General features: G+C 68.7%; 18 protein-coding genes. 6 read left to right on the top strand and 12 right to left on the bottom strand.

Annotated features, from left to right (window positions below):
• The first annotated feature begins 28 nt into the window (after nucleotides 1–28).
• On the top strand, nucleotides 29–205 hold the full coding sequence (locus ELQ92_RS16310; RefSeq protein WP_166426781.1) for a hypothetical protein: 177 nt from the start codon (nucleotides 29–31) through the stop codon (nucleotides 203–205).
• A gap of 407 nt (nucleotides 206–612) precedes the next feature.
• Here ELQ92_RS16310 and ELQ92_RS12270 read toward each other — a convergent pair whose 3' ends face one another.
• Entirely contained in the window at nucleotides 613–2,640 is a 2,028-nt protein-coding gene (locus ELQ92_RS12270) for an APC family permease (RefSeq protein WP_243695011.1), read from the bottom strand.
• A gap of 138 nt (nucleotides 2,641–2,778) precedes the next feature.
• On the opposite strand from ELQ92_RS12270, the gene ELQ92_RS12265 reads away from it, so the two are divergent.
• The gene (locus tag ELQ92_RS12265; RefSeq protein WP_128499390.1) at nucleotides 2,779–3,129 is read left to right on the top strand and encodes a hypothetical protein; all 351 of its coding nucleotides are present in this window, start codon (nucleotides 2,779–2,781) and stop codon (nucleotides 3,127–3,129) included.
• 32 nt (nucleotides 3,130–3,161) lie between these two features.
• Nucleotides 3,162–3,407, top strand: coding sequence for a hypothetical protein (locus tag ELQ92_RS12260; RefSeq protein WP_128499388.1), 246 nt, complete (start codon nucleotides 3,162–3,164; stop codon nucleotides 3,405–3,407).
• Nucleotides 3,408–3,490: 83 nt separating this feature from the next.
• Here ELQ92_RS12260 and ELQ92_RS12255 read toward each other — a convergent pair whose 3' ends face one another.
• From ELQ92_RS12255 to ELQ92_RS12245, 3 genes are all read right to left on the bottom strand, one after another.
• Nucleotides 3,491–4,894, bottom strand: coding sequence for an NAD(P)/FAD-dependent oxidoreductase (locus ELQ92_RS12255; RefSeq protein ID WP_128499386.1), 1,404 nt, complete (start codon nucleotides 4,892–4,894; stop codon nucleotides 3,491–3,493).
• Nucleotides 4,895–5,030: 136 nt separating this feature from the next.
• The gene (locus ELQ92_RS12250) at nucleotides 5,031–6,455 is read right to left on the bottom strand and encodes an aspartate aminotransferase family protein (protein WP_128499384.1); all 1,425 of its coding nucleotides are present in this window, start codon (nucleotides 6,453–6,455) and stop codon (nucleotides 5,031–5,033) included.
• Complete coding sequence (locus ELQ92_RS12245) at nucleotides 6,452–6,919, bottom strand: Lrp/AsnC family transcriptional regulator (RefSeq protein WP_128499382.1); 468 nt, start codon at nucleotides 6,917–6,919, stop codon at nucleotides 6,452–6,454. Before ELQ92_RS12245 ends, ELQ92_RS12250 begins: the two co-directional genes overlap by 4 nt.
• Before the next feature lie 216 nt (nucleotides 6,920–7,135).
• Between ELQ92_RS12245 and ELQ92_RS12240 the strand changes: the two genes are divergently transcribed.
• Nucleotides 7,136–8,557 (top strand): NAD(P)/FAD-dependent oxidoreductase, encoded by a 1,422-nt coding sequence (locus ELQ92_RS12240; protein WP_128499380.1) that lies wholly within the window; start codon nucleotides 7,136–7,138, stop codon nucleotides 8,555–8,557.
• A 99-nt stretch (nucleotides 8,558–8,656) separates the two neighbouring features.
• On the opposite strand, the gene ELQ92_RS12235 is transcribed toward ELQ92_RS12240, so the two are convergent.
• Genes ELQ92_RS12235 through ELQ92_RS12215 form a run of 5 tightly spaced genes read right to left on the bottom strand, consistent with a single transcriptional unit; the run spans nucleotide 8,657 to nucleotide 14,444 of the window.
• Nucleotides 8,657–9,574 carry an ABC transporter permease gene (locus tag ELQ92_RS12235; protein WP_128499378.1) on the bottom strand — a complete coding sequence of 306 codons (918 nt, stop codon included), beginning with the start codon at nucleotides 9,572–9,574 and terminating at the stop codon, nucleotides 8,657–8,659.
• Nucleotides 9,571–10,509, bottom strand: coding sequence for an ABC transporter permease (locus tag ELQ92_RS12230; RefSeq protein ID WP_128499376.1), 939 nt, complete (start codon nucleotides 10,507–10,509; stop codon nucleotides 9,571–9,573). Before ELQ92_RS12230 ends, ELQ92_RS12235 begins: the two co-directional genes overlap by 4 nt.
• Nucleotides 10,506–11,660, bottom strand: a complete 1,155-nt coding sequence (locus ELQ92_RS12225; RefSeq protein WP_128499374.1) for a polyamine ABC transporter substrate-binding protein — start codon at nucleotides 11,658–11,660, stop codon at nucleotides 10,506–10,508. The genes ELQ92_RS12230 and ELQ92_RS12225 overlap by 4 nt, the downstream gene beginning before the upstream one ends.
• Before the next feature lie 2 nt (nucleotides 11,661–11,662).
• Nucleotides 11,663–12,784: an ABC transporter ATP-binding protein gene (locus ELQ92_RS12220; protein ID WP_128499372.1), complete on the bottom strand. Its 1,122-nt coding sequence runs from the start codon at nucleotides 12,782–12,784 to the stop codon at nucleotides 11,663–11,665.
• Between the two features lie 13 nt (nucleotides 12,785–12,797).
• On the bottom strand, nucleotides 12,798–14,444 hold the full coding sequence (locus ELQ92_RS12215) for an amidohydrolase (protein WP_128499370.1): 1,647 nt from the start codon (nucleotides 14,442–14,444) through the stop codon (nucleotides 12,798–12,800).
• A gap of 217 nt (nucleotides 14,445–14,661) precedes the next feature.
• On the opposite strand from ELQ92_RS12215, the gene ELQ92_RS12210 reads away from it, so the two are divergent.
• Nucleotides 14,662–15,000, top strand: coding sequence for a cupin domain-containing protein (locus ELQ92_RS12210; protein WP_208004365.1), 339 nt, complete (start codon nucleotides 14,662–14,664; stop codon nucleotides 14,998–15,000).
• A gap of 83 nt (nucleotides 15,001–15,083) precedes the next feature.
• On the opposite strand, the gene ELQ92_RS12205 is transcribed toward ELQ92_RS12210, so the two are convergent.
• The 3 genes from ELQ92_RS12205 to yczE all read right to left on the bottom strand — a co-directional run bounded on the left by ELQ92_RS12205 (nucleotide 15,084) and on the right by yczE (nucleotide 17,355).
• The gene (locus ELQ92_RS12205) at nucleotides 15,084–15,701 is read right to left on the bottom strand and encodes a PadR family transcriptional regulator (protein WP_128499368.1); all 618 of its coding nucleotides are present in this window, start codon (nucleotides 15,699–15,701) and stop codon (nucleotides 15,084–15,086) included.
• Complete coding sequence (locus ELQ92_RS12200) at nucleotides 15,698–16,600, bottom strand: DUF4097 family beta strand repeat-containing protein (RefSeq protein WP_128499366.1); 903 nt, start codon at nucleotides 16,598–16,600, stop codon at nucleotides 15,698–15,700. Before ELQ92_RS12200 ends, ELQ92_RS12205 begins: the two co-directional genes overlap by 4 nt.
• Before the next feature lie 101 nt (nucleotides 16,601–16,701).
• Complete coding sequence (yczE, locus tag ELQ92_RS12195; protein WP_128499364.1) at nucleotides 16,702–17,355, bottom strand: membrane protein YczE; 654 nt, start codon at nucleotides 17,353–17,355, stop codon at nucleotides 16,702–16,704.
• A gap of 62 nt (nucleotides 17,356–17,417) precedes the next feature.
• Between yczE and yczR the strand changes: the two genes are divergently transcribed.
• Nucleotides 17,418–18,848 (top strand): MocR-like transcription factor YczR, encoded by a 1,431-nt coding sequence (gene yczR, locus ELQ92_RS12190; RefSeq protein WP_128499362.1) that lies wholly within the window; start codon nucleotides 17,418–17,420, stop codon nucleotides 18,846–18,848.
• Nucleotides 18,849–18,863 lie beyond the last annotated feature (15 nt).

Below are 18,863 nucleotides of genomic sequence, written 5' to 3'. Positions count from 1 at the left end.
GGAGGAGGCCGATGAAGGGAACGAGCAGATGGCCACGATCCACGAGACGCCGACGCCCCGTCGGCACCGCTCCACGTACGTGTCGCCCCGGCGGGAGGTCCGCGCCGACCGGGTGCATCGGTCGCGGCGTTACCGGCTCGCCGTGCTCGCGTCGAGCGGAGGCGCCGCCGCCGCGCTCGTCGTCGCCGTGCTCCTCCCGCGATGACGAAGGCCCCGCCGCTCGACGGTGGGGCCTTCGTCAACCCATCGGACCGGCTCCCGAATCGGGGGGACCACTGTACGGACCAAAAACGGCCTGCGGCAGCCGCGGCGGACGAGGGGCGGTCGAGGATGGGACCGTCGTCTCCTCGTCGACACCGGTCGCGATCCCGACGCCGTCGAGGAGCTGCTCCTCTCCGTCTCGACCCCGGTCGAGCCCACTCCCTGGGAGGGGAGGAGCGGGAGCCGGACCGCGAGGGATCCCTGAACTCCCTCTCGGGACGGTTCACCGACCGGCGGCCATCCTTTCGAGGGCAATCGGTCACGCCCTCGTCTCGGGGCAGGGGCCCAAATCCCTGCTCCGAGCGAGTCGGCGCCGCCGTCGGACCGGTCAGTCGGCGCCTGTTCCGCCGGTCAGCTCTCGAGGGAGCGGGGCCTCGCGTCGTCCGAGCGGTACTCTCCGCGGCGCTCCTCACCGGGCAGCGGGCGGGACCGGCGCCCGTAGATGAGCTCCGAGGAGTCGAGCAACCACGGCACGAGCGCGATCGTCACACCGTGGACGAGCATGAGCTGCTGGCTGATGCGCTTCGCCCGCCGGTTGTGCAGGAACGACTCCCACCAGTGGCCCACGATGTACTGCGGCAGATAGACGGTCACGACTTCCGGGCCGTGCTTCTTCCGGTGAGCCTCGATGTAGGCGATGACCGGGTGCGCGTACGCACGGTACGGCGACTCGACGATGACGAGGGGCACATCGATGCCGAGCTCGGCCCACTGCCTCACGAGCTTCGCCGTCGACGCCTCGTCGACGGCGACGTGGAGCGCGGCGATCGACGCGTGCTTCGCGGCGACCGCGTAGTCGATCGCCTTGAGCACGGGCTTCTGCAGCTTCCCGACGAGGATGATGGCGTGGTCGCCCTCAGCACCGAACGTCGGGCAGTCCTCGACGCGGATCTCGTGCTCGACGTCGCGGTAGTAGCGGTTCACGCCGATCATGAGAATGAAGAGCACGGGCATGAGGACGAAGACGAGCCATGCGCCGTGGGTGAACTTCGTGATCGTCACGACGATGAGCACACTCGCGGTGAGAGCGGCTCCCGACGTGTTGATGGCGAGACTCACGCGGACGCCGCCGGGATTGTCCGTCCCCTCGCGCAGCAGTCTCCGCCAATGCTTCACCATGCCGAGCTGACCGAGGGTGAACGAGATGAAGACGCCGATGATGTAGAGCTGGATCAGCTGCGTGAGGCTCGCCTGGTAGATCACGAGGATGACGCTCGCCGCGAGGCCGAGCACGATCATGCCGTTCGAGAAGACGAGCCGGTCGCCGCGGGTGTTGAGGGCCTTCGGCGCGTAGCCGTCGCGGGCCAGCACGGAACCGAGGAGCGGGAAGCCGTTGAAGGCGGTGTTGGCGGCGAGGAGGAGGACACACGCCGTGGCCGCCTGGATGATGAAGAACGGGATGCTGCCGGCGCCGAAAGTCGCGGCGGCGACTTGCGCCATGAGGCTCGGTTGCGGCGCCGTCTCGCAGTTCGCGAAGCCGACGAGGTCGCACGCGTCCTCCGCGTAGTGGACGCCGGCGATGAGGGCGAGCGCCGTGAGGCCCGCGAAGAGGACGATCGCCGTACCGCCCATGATGACGAGCGTCTGCTGGGCGTTCCGTACCTTCGGCTGGCGGAAGGCCGGCACGCCGTTCGAGACGGCCTCGACGCCCGTGAGCGCGCTGCAGCCGCTTGAGAACGCGCGCAGCAGGAGCAGGATGAACGCGGCGCGGCTGAGGTCGTCGCCCTCAACGATGTATCCAGCGCTCGAGGCGACGGGAGCGTCGCCGAGCAGGGCTCGTGTGAGTCCCGTGATGATCATGAGCGCGACGCTCGCGATGAACAGGTAGGTGGGGATCGCGAACGCGCGCGACGACTCACGAACGCCCCGGAGGTTCACCGCCATGAGGAGGACCACGAAACCGACGGCGAGCTCGACCCTCAGCGGGTTGAGAGCGGGAAGCGCCGAGATGATGTTGTCCACACCGGACGCCACCGAGACCGCGACCGTCAGGACGTAGTCGACGAGCAGCGCTGACGCGACGACCACGCCAGCCTTCTCGCCGAGGTTCTTGTGGGCGACCTCATAGTCGCCACCGCCCGAGGGGTACGCCTTGATGAGCTGACGGTAGCTGAGGACGACGACGACGAGCAGTACGATCACGGCGGCCGCGATCCACGGCGCGAACGACAGGAACGCGAGTCCGCCGAGGAGCAGGATCATGAGCAGCTCCTGCGGCGCGTAGGCGACGGAGGAGAGTGCGTCCGACGCGAAGATCGGCAGCGCGAGCTTCTTCGGAAGCAGTTGTGCGTCGAGCTTCTCGGACGGGAGGGGGTCGCCGATGATCCAGCGTTTCGGGGAGCGGCCCTCGGTCACGGGGGCGCGTCCATCTGTAGTCACGAGCCGCGACTCTACTCCCGTGCGGTTCCGCTTGCCAGCCCGTTCCCGCGGCTCGCGCGACCCGCCCGTGCGCCGGATCGTCCACAGGTGCACCATCGATAAGCGATGCCGACGATAACCACCGCCTATCGTCGGGGCATGCGTCAACCGAGCACGACGAGAACCTCCTGGACCCCCCGCATGATGGGTGTCCTTTTCGCCGTCATGGCGGCGTTCGGCGTCCTCGTCTTCGCGGTGGTGGTCACGGAGGAAGTCTCCGCCATCCTTGCGAACAAGGACATCACCCTCCATCCCCTGATGAACGGTGAGCTTCCGGCCGGCGCCATCGCGGCCCGCGGTGGCGCCGTCGTCGAGCAGGGGGCCGCGACCGAAGCCTGGCTCACCGTGAGCAACGTCACCGGCTTCTCGACCGGCGGGCTCCTCTGGGCACGATCCTCACTCGTGCAGCCGACCTCGGCATCCTCGTCACGATCGTCATCGCTGGTGTGACGATCGCCCGTCGCCGTCCCCTCACGCGTCGTTTGACGATGCTCACTGTCGTCGCGAGCATCGGGTACGTCGTCGTCTTCTGCATCGGCGCCGCCCTCTACTCCTTCGGAGCGTGGAACGTCGTGACGGAACTCGCCGACGGCACGTCGGAACTCGCGCCGTACCTGCTGCGATTCGCCGCACCGCGGAACCTCGGCGGCGGTTGGCTCGTCGTGGCGCTCGTCACCGTCGTACTCCTCGGGCGCCGGGCGCAGCGCGACCTGGAGGGAGTGGTGTGAGTGGCCCGCACGTCGTCTGCCACTCGATCCGCTTCTCGAGCAGGGAGGGGTGAGCCGAGCGGAGCTCCCCGAGCATGTCGGGGTCAGTGCCCGGTGAGCGGAGCGAGCAGGCGAGCGGCGATCGAGGGTCGGCCCGTCGCCGCCTCCTCGACGTCGGCGAGCGTCGTGCCGACGAGGCCGAGGTTGGCGCCAGCGAAACGGAGCGGCTCCGGCTCCCAGCGAGGCGAGACGTGCCCGACCCAAGGCAGTGAGACGATGTCGGAGTCGGTGCCCGTCACGAGGTCCGCGAGCGTGCGTCCCGCGAGATTCGTCGTGCCGACGCCGTCGCCGACGTAGCCGCCGGCGAGGCCGACGCGGGTCCGACGGTTGTAGGTCACCGTGGCGTGCCAGTCCCGCGGGACGCCGAGCGGTCCGCCCCAGGAGTGGGTGACGGCCGCATCGGTCGCCGCCGGGAACAGGTCGACGAGCGTGTGGTGGAGGTGATCGAAGACCCGGTCGACGCGGTCGTAGGCCTCCGAGATCGTCGAGCCCCAGTGGTACCGGGCACCGCGGCCGCCGAAGGCGAAGCGGTTGTCGGCCGTGCGCTGGCCGTAGATGAGCAAGTGCCGGTAGTCGGTGAACGTCTGGCCGTGCTCGATGCCGACGCCGTCCCAGAACGCGTCGTCGAGCGGTTCGGTCGCGATCATGAGCGAGTAGAGCGGCATGACACGGCGGCCGATGCCCGGCAGCTGCGAGCCGTACGCCTCCAGTGCGAGCAGGATCGACCCCGCGCGCACCGTCGTCCGCCCGACGGGCGTCTCGGCGACGACCTCGCCCTCGCTCCAGGACACGGCCGCCGTCTGCTCGAAGATGCGCACGCCGCGGGCTTCGACGACGTCGGCGAGCGACCGGACGAGCTTCGCCGGCTGGATGCGCGCGCAGTCGGGGTTGAAGGACGCGGCGACGGCCTTCTCCGGGTGGGGCTTGGTGGACCCCGGCCCGGCGAAGTCCCAGAACTCGCGCCGGTCGACGCCGAACGCATTGTTCGCGTCCACCTCGGCGAGTGCGGCCCCTCGTTGCACCTCCGAGGTCGCGAACGAGACGGTGCCGCCCTTCGAGAAGTCGCAGTCGATACCCTCTGCGGCGACGACACGTCCCACCTCGTCGACCGTGTCGACCATGGCCTGCCGCATCCGTCGCGCGGCGTCGTGCCCGTACTCGGCGACGAGCGACGACGTCTCGCGGGGGAAGAGCGCCGAGCACCAGCCGCCGTTCCGCCCCGAGGCTCCGAAGCCGGCGATCTCCTTCTCGATGACGACGACGGAGAGCCCCGGGTCGTTCTCGGTGAGGTAGTACGCCGCCCACAGGCCGGTGAGCCCGCCGCCGACGATGCAGACGTCGACGTCGAGCCCGTCCGGAGCGAATGGCCGCGGCGTCAAGTCGTCGGCCCCCTCCGCCACGAGGGCGTCGAACCAGAAGGAGGTCTCGCGGTACGGGCGCGTGGTCATGTCGTCCTTTTCGGCTGCCTGGATCGTGAACGGCGACAGGCTCGGAAGCGGTGACCACCGGTCCCTGAGCCTGTCGAAGGGGAACCGGGGGAGAGGAGCGGAGGCCGACGGGACGGGTGGAGTCCCACCCGAACTTCTAGAGCAGGTTCGACGCCTCGGTCAGGACGTTCCGGAGGATCTGCTCGATCTCGTCGAACTCCCGCGGCCCCGTCGTGAGCGGCGGAGCGAGCTGGATCACGGGGTCGCCGCGGTCGTCCGCGCGGCAGTAGAGACCGGCGTCGAAGAGCGCGCGCGAGAGGAAACCGCGGAGGAGGCGCTCCGACTCGTCGGCGTCGAACGTCTCCTTCGTCGTCTTGTCCTTCACGAGCTCGATCCCGAAGAAGTAGCCGTCACCGCGGACATCGCCCACGATCGGGATGTCGAGGAGCTTCTCGAGTGATGAGCGGAAGTACGCCGAGTTGTCGAGCACGTTCTGGTTGAGGCCCTCGCGTTCGAAGATGTCGAGGTTCGCCATCGCGACCGCCGTCGAGACCGGGTGGCCGCCGAAGGTGTAGCCGTGCGCGAACGAGGTCTGGCCGTGTGCGAACGGCTCATAGATCCGGTCGCTCACGATCGTCGCGCCGAGCGGCGAGTAGCCGCTCGTGAGGGCCTTCGCGCACGTGATCATGTCGGGGACGTAGCCGTAGGCGTCACACGCGAACATGTGGCCGATCCGGCCGAAGGCGCAGATCACCTCGTCGCTCACGAGCAGGACGTCGTGCTTGTCGCAGATCTCCCGGACGCGCTGGAAGTAGCCCTTCGGCGGCGGGAAGCAACCGCCCGAGTTCTGGACGGGTTCGAGGAAGACGGCGGCGACGGTGTCGGCGCCCTCGAACTCGATCATCTCCTCGATGCGGTTGGCGGCCCAGAGGCCGAACTCCTCTTCGGTGCCCTGGAAGCCCATCTCGTCGGCCCGGTAGTAGTTCGTGTTCGGGACGCGGAAACCTCCGGGGGTCACGGGCTCGTACATCGCCTTCATCGCGGGGATGCCCGTGATCGCGAGGGCGCCCTGAGGGGTCCCGTGATAGGCGACGGCGCGCGAGATGACCTTCGTCTTCATCGGCTTGCCCTGGAGCTTCCAGTAGTGCTTCGCGAGCTTGAACGCCGATTCGACGGCCTCGCCGCCGCCCGTCGCGAAGAACACCTTGTTGAGGTCGCCCGGCGCGTAGTCGGCGAGGCGATCGGCGAGCTCGATGGCCCCGGGGTGCGTGTAGCCCCAGATGGGGAAGAACGCGAGGGTCTCGGCCTGCTTCGCGGCCGCCTCCGCCAACTCACGTCGGCCGTGCCCGGCGGCGACGACGAACAGCCCCGACAGTGCGTCGAAGTACTGCTTGCCGTTGCTGTCCCAGATGTGGTGTCCCTCGCCCTTGACGATGATCGGGACGGTCCCCTTCGCGAGAGACGATTGCCGCGCGAAGTGCATCCACAAGTGATCCGTGGCCTTCGCGTTGAGGGCGTCGGTGTCGTACGTCACGAGGGCTCCCGTCGAGCTGGCGCGGGTGTCGGAATGGAACAGTGTCATCGGGTCCCCCAGTTGTAGAGCTGTTTGCGGAGTTTGAGGTAGACGAACGTCTCGGTGGAGAGCACGCCGTCCAGACTGCGGATCTTCTCGTTCAGCAGGTCGAGGAGCTTCTCGTCGTCTTCGCACACGATCTCGACGAGGAGGTCGAAGCTCCCGGCGGTGAGGACGACGTAGTCGACCTCGGGGATGTCGGCGACGGCGTCGGCGATCACCCGGGTGTCCCCGGAGATGCGGATACCGATCATCGCCTGTCGGAGGAAGCCGAGCTGCAGCGGGTCCGTGACGGCGACGATCTGCACGACCCCGCCGTCGACGAGCTTCTGGACCCGTTGCCGAACGGCGGCCTCGGAGAGTCCGACCGCCTTGCCGATCTCGGCGTAGGAGCGCCGGCCGTCGTCCTGCAATTGCTCGATGATGGCCTTCGACGTGTCGTCAAGGGACGTCCGGCCATCTCGCGCACTCATGTCGCCATATTGTCAGTTGTGAAGGACACCGGCAAGCGGATCCGTAGGAATCATCGCGCCGAACAGCGGAAATCGTTAGAGTCGACGGTACGCGACCGCGCGACCGACCCCCCCATTCCCTGCGTGCGGCGCGCCGACCCGACCCGGTCCGGTGCGGGCGGGTGGGGACGACGTCGGGAAGCCCGCTACGGGCGAGGAAGGGAAGGGTGCACAGCCATGGGAAACACCGTCTTCGAGAGGCGGCCTCCACGCCGCTCCGCCGTCGAGCACGCGCTCGCCCACAGTCGGCACTCCGTCTTCTGGCTCGACGACCTCGGTGATCGCGTCGAGCACCCGGCGCTCGTCGGAGACACGACCGCCGATCTCGTGGTCGTCGGTGGGGGCTACACAGGGCTCTGGACCGCGGTCCGCGCCCTCGAGCGCGAGCCGTCGCTCCGTGTGACCGTCGTCGAGGCGAAGACCGTGGGTTGGGCGGCCTCCGGCCGCAACGGGGGCTTCTGCGAGGCGAGCCTCACCCACGGGCGGGAGAACGGGGAGCGTCGTTGGCCGGACGAACTCGACGAGCTCGAGCGTCTCGGGATCGAGAACCTCGACGGGATCGAGGAGACGGTCGCGCGTTACGGGCTCGATTGCGACTTCGAGCGCACCGGTTACCTCTCCGTCGCGGTGGAGCCGCACCAGGTCGACTGGCTCGCGGCGTCCGACGGCGAGAACGGAGCCCGTTTCCTCGGGGAGGACGCGGTGCGCGGACTCGTGAACTCGCCGACGTATCTCGCGGGACTGCTCGTTCCGCCGCGCGACTCGGCGCTCGTCAATCCGGCGAAGCTCGCGGCCGAACTCGCGCGGGTGGTGGTGGAACTCGGCGGCACCATCCACGAGCACACCATGGTCCGCGGACTCGAACGGGCGCGCGACGGCGTCGAGGTGCGGACGGCCGGTGGCACCATCCGTGCTCAACAGGTCGCACTCGGCACCAACGCCTTCCCCTCACTGCTCGTCCGCAATCGGCTCATGACCGTGCCGGTTTACGACTACGTACTCATGACGGAGCCGCTGACTCCGGAACAGAAGGCCGAGATCGGCTGGAACGGGCGGCAGGGGATCGGCGACCTCGCGAACCAGTTCCACTACTACCGGCAGTCGGCCGACGACCGCATCCTCTGGGGTGGATACGACGCCGTCTACCATGCCGGCGGCCGGATCCGCCCCGAGTACGAGAAGCGACCCGAATCGTTCGAGCGCCTCGCCTCGCACTTCCTGACGACGTTCCCGCAACTCGAAGGCATTCGGTTCACGCACTCGTGGGCCGGGGTCATCGACACGAGTACGCAGTTCTCGGCGTTCTTCGGGGCGGCGCTCGGCGGCCGCGTCGCCTGTGCCGCGGGCTTCACGGGCCTCGGGGTGGGGGCGACGCGTTTCGCCGCCGATGTCATGCTCGACCTCCTCTCCGGCGAGGAGACGGAGCGCACACGGCTCGAGATGGTGCGGCGGCGCCCGCTCCCGTTCCCTCCGGAGCCCGCGGCGACGATCGGCGTCAACGCCACGCGCTGGTCGCTCGATCGCGCCGACCACAACGGCGGTCGCCGCAACCTCCTCCTCAAGACCCTCGACGCCTTGGGCCTCGGCTTCGACTCCTGACCCACCCCCCTCTCTCCCCCCTGAACACTTGTTATGTGCACGAAAATTCGAGCACATAGGAAGTGTTCAGGGGGGGAGAGAGGGGGAGGGGGGAGGGGGTCAGCCGCCCGCGAGGGTCTGGGCGAGGCCGCTGCCATCGCCCGTCCTCCTGCTCGCCCGGCCGAGGACGATCGCCACGAGCGCGAGGACCGCGAGGGTCAGCAGCAGCATGACGGTCGACATCGCGGCGATCTCCGGTCGGAGCGTCGACCGCAGGGACGCGAAGACGTAGACGGGCCACGGCGTGGATCCGGCCACCGACACGAAGCTCGACAGCACCGTGTTGTCGAGGCTCAGCGTGAACGACAGCAGCGCCCCCGAGATCACCGCCGGCCGCATGAGCGGGAAGGTGATCGTCCAGAACCGCTGGATCGGGGGAGCCCCGAGATCCGCTGCCGCCTCCTCGAGCGACTCGTTGAGTCCCGACATCCGCGCCCGCACGATGAACGTGACGACCGCACATGCGAAGAGCGAGTGCGCGATCACGAGCCTCACCTGTCCGAGGTTGAAAATGGACAGCCCCCAGTCGGCGCCGAGCGTCACGAACCAGGGCAGCAGCGAGACGGCGTTGACGATCTCGGGAGTCACCATCGCGAGGCCCAGAAGGGCGACGAGCCACACGGCCCACCGACCGCCGCGCCGCGCGAGCGCGACGCCCGCGAAGGAACCGAGGACCGTCGACACCACGGCCGATCCGGCCGCGGCGACCAACGAGACCTGGATCGTCGCGACGATCGTGGGGTTGTTGAAGGCGTTCACGTAGGAGTCGAGGCCGAAGCCTTGCCACGACTGGAGCTGCCTGCCGGTGTTGAACGAGTACGCGACGATCACGAGTACGGGGAAGAAGAGGAACAGCAGCCCCGCGACTCCCCAGATGCCGAGGACCACGTCGCCGAGGGGGGTCCGATGCCGCCGTGCCACGGGCGCGTCGCTCGATTCCGTCACAGGCTCGGTCGGTCGCTCCACCGTCGCGGTCATGAGATCGCCCCCGTCCTGTTCAGGTCGCCGAGATGCCGGAATCGCGCGAGCGCGACGCCGATGAGTTTGAACAGCACGCCGAACAGGATGACGACGAGCAGGATCGCGAGCATGAGGCAGATCGCCATCGCCGAGCCGAGCGCCCAGTTCTGCGCACGTTGGAACTGCCCGGCGACCATCTGGCCGACCATGCTGCCGGAGGCGCCGCCGAGCACGCTCGGCGTGATGTAGTCGCCCATGAGCGGCACGAAGACGAGGAGCAGTCCCGACATGATGCCCGGGAGGGCCAACGGGATCGTGACGCGCCAGAAGCTCGACCACCAGTTCCCACCGAGGTCGCGGCTCGCCTCGAGCAGACGGTGGTCCATGCGCTCGAGCGCGACGTAGAGCGGCAGGATCATGAGCGGCAGGTAGTTGTAGACGACTCCGAGTTGCACCGCCTGCTGCGTGTAGAGGACCTGGAGCGGACCGTTCAGCACGCCGACCGCGTTGAGGAAGTCCGAGAGGAAACCCTCGGGGCTCAATGTGATCTGCCACCCGATCGTGCGCACGAGGAAGTTCGTCCAGTACGGCACGAGCACGAGGGCGAGCACGATCCCGCGGGCTCGTGGTGAGAGCTTCACGGCCATCCAATAGGCGATCGGGAAGCCGATGAGCAGGCACAGTGCGGTGCCGACGATCGCGATCTGCGTCGTCCGCCAGAACGTTGTGAGGAACGCGGGGTCGAGGGCCTCGACATACCGGGCGAGCGACAGCACGTCGTTCGAGTGGGTGACGTAGAGGCTCGGCTTCTCCCCGAAGCTGTACCAGAGGATGAGCCCGAACGGCACGATGAAGAAGAAGACGAGCCACGCCGCGATCGGCAGGGCGAGCAGCCCCACCGAACCCGTGAACCGCCGCCGTGCCCGTTGCGGCGGTGCGGCGACCGCCGTCACTGTCCCGCCGCCGCCGTCAGCTCGTCGTAGATGGAGACGATCGTCTGCTCGGCGTCGGTGAGCTTGGCGAACACGAGCTTGTCGACCTGCTCCGGCGTGAAGAAGATGAGTTCGGGCAGCTCGACGCCCGCCTCCGTCGCCGCCTCCTCGATGCCCTGGACGGCCGTGTGGTAGCCGATGTAGATGAGCTCCTGCAAGGACACCTCGGGGTCGAGGACGTAGTTGATGAACTCGTGGGCGGCGTCGGCGTTCGGCGCGCCCTTCACGATGGCCCAGTTGTCCTGCCAGAGGTTGCCGCCCTCGGTCGGCGTGACGTACCTGTAGCGGGCCGGGTCCTCGTTGTTGAGGATGCCCTGGCGGGCGTCGCCGTTCCACGCGTGAGCGAGCACGCGGCCGTTCTGGGCGATCGTGCCGCTCGGGTACGACTCGAACGCCTGCACGTGCGGAGCGATCGTCTCCGTGATGAAGACGCGGTAGTCCTCGAGGTGGCCTTCGTCCGTCGTGTTGGGATCGATCCCGTTCGCGAGGAAATAGGAGTACGCGATCTCGCCCGGATCCTCGAGGAGGGAGAGCTTGCCGCTCGCCTCGTTCTGCGCGGCGTCCCAGAAGTCCGCCCACGTCGAGAGTTCTCGCGTGATCACCGTCGTGTCGTAGACGTAGCCGGTGGAGCCCCAGTCCTTCGGAACCGAGTAGACGTTGCCCGGGTCGAAGTCCTGGTCGATGTATGCCGGGTCGAGGTTCTTCATGTTCGGCAGCTTCGAGTGGTCGAGTTCCTCGAGGAGGTCCGACGCGGCCATCTGGGGGATGTACTGGTGGGTCGGGACGCAGAGGTCGTAGCCGCTCGTGCCGCTCGCGGTGACGAGCTTGGAGATCATCTCCTGGTTCGAGCCATAGCTGTCGATCGTGATCGAGGGCCCGAACTCGGAGGTGAAGTCCTTGAGGACCGCGGGGTCGTCGTACTCGCCCCACGTGTAGATGTTGAGGCCGCTCGCGGAGCCGCCGCCTCCGCCGCCGCCGGTCGAGCAGGCCGCGAGCGTCGCGGTGACGCCGAGACCGAGGGCTCCGCCGAGGAGGGCACGGCGCGACAGGCCCTTCGAAAAGGCGCTCGCCATCGATTCGGGCAGGAGGACACGTACGGGCTTGTCGGACATGGTCACTCGCTTTCGGTTGCAGGGGTGGTGGGGAAGATGTGGACGGCGTCGGCCGGCCAAGAGCAGTAGACGTCGACTCCGGGAGTCGACGGAAGGTCGACTCCGCGCGGCGTCCGGGCCATGATCTTGAGCCCATCCGGTGTGATGGTGACGATCTGGAGGGCGGAGCCCAGTTGGCTGACGCTCATGAGCGTCGAGCGGATCTCGTTCGGTCCGCCCAGGGGAATGGCGGAGATCGTCACGTGCTCGGGTCGGACGGCGACCTCCGTCGCGGCGCCCACTACGGGGGAGCCGGCGGGTTCTCGGGTCGACACAACGGTGCCGCCGGGAATCGTGACGCTCCAGGCTCCCGGCCCGCCCGCGAGCGCTCCCGTGAAGAAGTTCTGTTGGCCGATGAAGCCGGCGACGTACGCGCTCGACGGAGCGTCGTACACCGCGTCGGGTGGGCCGATCTGCTCGAGGCGACCGGAATTCATGACGGCGATGCGGTCACTCATCGTCATCGCTTCCTCCTGGTCGTGCGTCACGAAGACGAACGTCGTGCCGAGCTGCTGCTGGAGGAGCTTCAGCTCGATCTGCATCTCCTCGCGGAGCTTGCGGTCGAGCGCCGACATGGGCTCGTCGAGGAGGAGCACCGCTGGGCGGTTCACGAGAGCGCGGGCGAGCGCGATTCGCTGCTGCTGGCCACCCGAGAGCTGCGCCGGCATCCGCTCGGCGAAGGAGTCCATCCGCACCATCTGGAGGGCCTCGGAGACGCGCTCGCGGACCTCGTTCTTCGGCGTCTTCTGGTACCGGAGCCCGTAGGCGACGTTCTGGGCGACGGAGAGGTGCGGGAACAGGGCATAGGCCTGGAAGACCGTGTTGACCGGGCGCTTGTAGGGCGGCAATGCTTCGACGGGCTTCGCCGCGATCGAGATGGATCCCGAGTCGGGGTATTCGAAGCCGCCGATCATGCGCAGCGTCGTGGTCTTCCCGCACCCGCTCGGACCGAGCAGGGAGATGAACTCGCCCGCCTCGACGTGGAGATCGAGGTCGCGCACCGCGTAGTTCTTCCCGTAGACGCGGGAGACTCCGCGGAGCGTCACCTCTCCGGCTCGGGCCTCGTCGACCAGGTGTGTCGTCATCGTCGTCCTTCCATCAGGCGTTTCCGCCCGTTGTGGGTGCTTCGAACACCACGCGTCCGCCGACGATCGTGTACGCCACGGAGGCGTCGGCGATCTCCGCTGTCGGGGCGGAGAAGATGTCGCGGTCGAGGATCGTGACGTCGGCGTCGTAGCCGACGGCGATGCGTCCCGTCCGGTGCTCGTCGGCGTTCGCGTACGCGCTGCCCTCGGTGTAGCCGACGACGGCGTCCGAGAGGGAGATGGCCTGTTCGCCGCCGAGCGGATTCGCGCTCATACCGGGAGGGCAGCGCGTGACCGCCGTATGGATGATCTCGAGGGGATTCGCGGTGCTGACGGGCCAGTCGGAGCCGAGGGCCAGCGTCGCGCCCGCTCGGCGGAGACTCGCGAAGGGGTACTGCCACGCCGAGCGGGTCGCGCCGAGGAACGGGATCGTGAGCTCGTCCATCTGGGACTCGTGGCGCGCCCACAGCGGCTGGATGCTCGCGACGGCGTCGAGCCCAGCGAAGCGCGCGATGTCGCCGGGGTGGATGACCTGGAGGTGGGCGAGCAAGGGGCGGACCATGCCCGGTGTCGACTCGATCGCGTCGAGCGCCTCGCGCACCGCTCGGTCGCCGAGCGTGTGGAAGTGCACGCGGAGGCTGGCCGCGGTGAGGGCGGCGGACGCCTCCGTCAGCATGCCCGGTTCGACGAAGCTCTTGCCCGCGTTCTGCGTCGAGCAGCCGCAGCCGTCGAGGTAGGGCTCGAGCATCGCGGCGGTGAAGTTCTCGGCCACGCCGTCCTGCATGATCTTGACGCTGCCGGCGCTGAAGCGCTCGCCGACGGCCGCGTCCCGGTTCGCGACGAACGTCTCGATCTGGTCGAGGCCCTTCTCGCGCTCCCACCACTGCGCTCCCACGACACGGGCGAGGAGCCGGCCGTCGGCGTCGAGCCGGCGGTAGGAGGCGAGGTTGTCGAGCCCGCGGTCGCCGGATTCGACCATGGCGTCCTGCCATGCCGTGACGCCCCACGCGAACAGCTGCTGCTGAGCGAGGAGGAAGCCCTCGTCGACGAGGTCGTCTCCGAGCGGCGGGACGTGCGCGGAGACGAGCTCCATCGCCCCCTCCTGGAGGCAGCCGATCGGGTCGCCGTCCGCGTCGCGCTCGATGCGGCCCGAGATCGGGTCGATGGTGTCGCGCGTCACCCCGGCGAGTTCGAGGGCTCGGGAGTTGACCCACGCGCCGTGACCGTCGCGGTTCGGCAGGTAGACGGGACGGTTGGGCACGACGCGATCGAGGAGGTCCTTCGTCGGGATGCCGCCGGGGAAGAGGTCCATACCCCACCCGCCGCCGGTGATCCACTCGCGGTCGGGATGTGCCGCCGCGTAGGCGGCGATGCGGTCCAGATATCCGTCGACCGTGTCCTCCGCGGAGAGGTCGCACGTGACGAGGGTGTTACCGGCGTGGTGCGGATGGATGTGCGAGTCCTGGAAACCGGCGACGACGAGGCCGCCGGCCGCGTCGATCGTCTCCGACGGCGCGTGATCGAGAGCGTCGACGGCGTCTCCGCCGATCGCTGCGATCTTTCCGTCGACGAGTGCTACGGGTGACTCCTGAACATGACCGTCCAGGAACACCCTTCCACCGGTGATGAGGATCGCGTCGGGAGTGCGACCGTGGTGCATACGAGACCTTTCCGTCGGCGGAACGCACGGTTCGAGCGTTTCGCGCAGTACCGGAATTCTGGGGGCTGCAACTCGGAAAGGGAATACCCTCGGCCGAGAGATTTACACAATCGAAACGGTAAACGAATCGGCCTCTTTCGACGGAAACGCTCGTGAAGCCCCAATCGGGCCACTGATACCGTTAGCTCGACCTGTCCCGACGCCTCGGAGGTAGCCCGTGTCCGACCTTGCCATCGCACCGAATTCTGTGCTCTCGTTGACCGCCCTCGACCTCCATTCGGTGGACGCGGGAGAGGGGGCTCCGCCCACGCGGCTTCGGGAACTCGGCGGCTTCCGTGGGCTCGAGGTCGGGGTGTGGGAGATGGAGTCCGGTGTCGCCACCGATACCGAGAGCGATGAGATCTTCGTCGTGCTCACGGGTTCCGCGTCGGTCGAGCTTCTCGACGTGGGGGCGTCGCTCACGCTCGCGCCAGGCGACCTGGTGCGGCTGGAAGCGGGGACCCGGACGCGCTGGACCGTCACGGCGACCCTCCGCAAGCTTTACCTCGCCCCCTGACCGCCCCCTCACTACCCCCCTTAAACACTTCCTGTGTGCACGAATTTTCGTGCACACAGGAAGTGTTTAGGGGGGAGAGGGGGCTAGAGGAGGCGGTGGAGGGCCGCGGCGGCGCGGTCGAGCTCGGACCGGACCTCCGCGAGCTGTGCGGCCGTGAACGACCGACCCGACGCGATGTGCGTGCGCAACGCCGACCGGGCGTCGTGCCGGAACGCGTTCAGCAGGAGCTCCGCCTCGTGCAGAGCGAGCCGTGAGGCGCTGCGATCGTCCGCGGGAGTGGAAGCCACAGGAGGGACGCGGGTGCCGGCGGTCCGGGCCTCGCGAGCGGCCGAGGCGAGCTCGGCTTTGAGGCTCCGCATAGCCGAGGTGACGTCGGTGCGCATCTCGTGCGCGAGTCGACGGACCGAGTCCGTGACCTCCGACTCGACCCGGCCCAATTCGTCCTCACGCCCCGCGAGCTCCGCACGACCGGAGTCGGTGATGCTGTAGACGGTCTTCCGGCCGTCGCTCGACTTCGTGACGAGGCCTTCCTCCTCGAGCTTCGCGAGGCGCGGATAGATGGTGCCGGCGCTCGGGCTGTAGGTGCCGCCGAAGCGGTCGCTGAGCGCCTGGATGAGCTCGTACCCGTGACGAGGCGCCTCGGCGAGCAGCTTCAGGAGGTACAGCCTCAGGCTGCCGTGGGAGAAGACGGGCGGCGTCATCGCACGTCGTCCTCGCCCGGGGCGGCGTCGGGGGAGCCCCAGCCGTCGGTGTTCGCACCGTGCGTCGCGCCCGTCCGGGGGTTCCCCGCGCGCGCGTCGCGGCGGATGACGGAGACGTTGCCGGAGACCGTGTTCGCGAGTACCTCGACCGCCGCGCCGCCGTCTCCCGGGATCGTGTCCTGGTAGCCGCGGCCGCGCATCCCGCGGATGACCTGGCCGTCGAGCTGGAGCGTGCCGCTCACGGTGTTGACGGTGTACGCGGCACCGAGGGCGCGGTCGATGCGCGCGGTGAGGGAACCCGAGACGCTGTTCACCCGGATGCGGTTGCAGCGACCGTCGACGTCGGCGAAGACGTCCCCCGAGACCGTGTCGACCTTGATCCGGTCGAGCATGCCCGAGAGTGTGATGTCACCCGAGACGGAATCGACGGAGACGGGACCACTGTGGTTCTGTGCACTCAGCTCGCCCGAGACGCTGTGGAGGACGAGGTCGCCCTCGAGGCCGTCCGTCTGGAGCTCGCCGCTGACGGTACTGAGTCGGATGTCGTTCGACAGACCCGTGACGAGCGCGTCCGCCGAGACGGAGCCGAGTGTGAGTGCGACGGTCCGGGGGACGAGCACGCTGATGGAGGCCTTCGCGGAGTTCCGCCCGAACGCACCGAGGAGGTCGACGACGTTGTCCCACCGGAGTTGCGGGTGGTCGATTTCGAGGCGGTCGCCGTCGATCGCGATCTTGAGGTCGCGTTGCGTCACCGAGTGCACCTCCACCCGAGCGCCCGGCTCGTCGTGGCCGATGATGTCGATCTGTCCGCCGATGAGGCTCACTTTGAGGGATCGTACGACCGCGAGGTCGATGACCCGCGTCTCTCCCACCCTGATCATCCACTGCTCGAGTGCCATGGTCGTGCCGCCTTCCACCGGAGGATCGTGTCGTCGAAGTCACGATATGTCGCGAGATCCGGCGAGTCAAGATATATCGTGAATCGGCTCGCCGTCGACCGTCAGGCCGCCGGCGGCGTCGCCGCGGGGACCTGAACGGTCGGGGTCGGGTCGGACGCGGCGTCCGCCGGGCCGGCCTCCGGCGCGCGGATCGCGAAGAGCGGCAGGGTGACGTTGCAGAGCGGGCCGATGAGGAGTGCGAACGCGACCGTGCCGAAGCCGACGTTCCCGCCGAGGATCCAGCCGATCGTCAGGACGGTGACCTCGACGCTCGTGCGAGCGACCCAGATCGGAATACCGAAGCGCCGGTGGAGTCCCGTCATGAGTCCGTCCCGCGGACCCGGTCCCATCCGGGCCCCGATGTAGAGGCCGCTCGCGACGGCGAGCAGGAGGAGACCGGCGGCGAACACGAGGATCTGCGCCCACGAGTCCGTCATCGGGGGGACGAGCCAGAGGCCGAGCTCGATCGACGGCCCGATGATGAGGATGTTGAGGACCGTACCCACCCCGGGCCTCTGCCGCAGGGGGATCCACAGCAGCAGGACGAGCACACCGATGGTGTTCGTGAGGATGCCGATCCCGAGCCCCGTCCGCACGGAGAGTCCCTGAGCGAGGACCGTCCAGGGGTCGACTCCGAGCACGGCGCGGATCATGAGGGCTCCGGCGATGCCGTAGAGCACGAGACCCACGAGCAGCTGGGCGATACGACGGGTCATGTCGAATATCCAATTGGGCTTTTGGCCTTGGATCAAGAGGCCAATCCGACTACGGTGGCCGCATGGCCGATGTTCACATCACCGCGCGCGCCCTCTCGGCTCTCCTCGGCGACTGGCGGGGGTCCGATGCCGCCTACCGGGGTCTCGCCGACCGGGTGCGGCTCCTCATCCTCGATGGGAGGGTGCCGACGGACACGCGCCTGCCGGCCGAACGCGATCTCGCCGAGCGGCTCGGACTGAGCCGGACGACCGTCACGGCGGCGTACCGCGAGCTGCGCGAGGGCGGCTACCTCGAGAGTCTGCGCGGCTCCGGCAGTGTCGCGCGGCTCCCGGGCTCTTCGCCCGACGTCGTGCCGCTGCGCGAGAACGGCGCGCTCGACTTCAGCAAAGCGGCGATGCCGGCATCCGCGATCGTGGCGGAGGCCTCCGTTGCCGCTGCCGCCCGGCTCCAGCGTTACCTGAGCGAGTTCGACTACGATCCGGTCGGCCTGCCGGAGTTGCGGCGGGCGATCGCGGAACGCTACAGCGACACGGGGCTGCCGACGTCGCCCGACGAGATCATGGTGACCCTCGGGGCGCAACACGCGATCGGTCTGCTCGCGCGGACGATGGTCGCACGCGGCGACCGTGCCCTTCTCGAGATGCCGAGCTACCCGCACGCGCACGACGCGCTCCGGGCCGTCGGGGCGCGACTCGTGCCCGTGACGGTCTCGAGCGAGTCCGGCTGGAACGACGCCGAGATCACGCAGGCCTTCGAGCGCACGAATCCGGTGCTCGCCTACCTCATGCCGGACTTCCACAACCCGACGGGCGCATCGATGTCGGAGCGCACTCGCGCAGCGGTCCGCAGGTCGGCGGCCCGGACGGGGACGATCCTCGTGATCGACGAGACCACGGCCGACCTCTCCATCGACCGGACGGGGCCTCACCGGCCGTTCGCCACCGACAACTCGGAGGGCGCCCGCATCGTCACGATCGGTTCGCTCGGCAAGACCGTCTGGGGCGGGTTGCGCATCGGGTGGATCCGGGCGGACCGCCAGACCATCCGAAAGCTCGTCGTCGCTCGTTCCGTCGGGGACCTCGGCACCCCCATCCTCGAGCAGCTCGTGAGCATGGAGCTCCTCCCGCGACTCGACGACGTGATCGAACTGCGGAGGGCCCAGCTCGGAGCAACACGCTTGCGCCTCGAGCAGCTCCTCGCGGAGCACTTCCCGAACTGGGACGTGCCACACGTCCGTGGCGGGCTCGCCGTCTGGGTGGGGATAGGTGCGCCGCTCAGTTCCCAACTCGCACTCGCCGCGCGATCGCACGGCCTCGTCATCGCCGCCGGGCCCCGGTTCGGGATCGACGGCGCCTTCGAGCGGTTCCTGCGCATCCCGATCACCTATTCGCTCCCCGAGACGGAACGGGGGGTCGAGGCGCTCCGCCGGGCGTGGGGCTCCCTCGTCCGAGACCCCGTCCCCGCCATGCCCGACCTCGCGGCCGTCGTGTGACGGCGGCGATGGGCC

It is taken from the genome of Labedella populi (assembly GCF_004078655.1).
Classification (GTDB): domain Bacteria; phylum Actinomycetota; class Actinomycetes; order Actinomycetales; family Microbacteriaceae; genus Labedella; species Labedella populi.
This window is presented reverse-complemented; position numbering and strand designations above follow the sequence as displayed.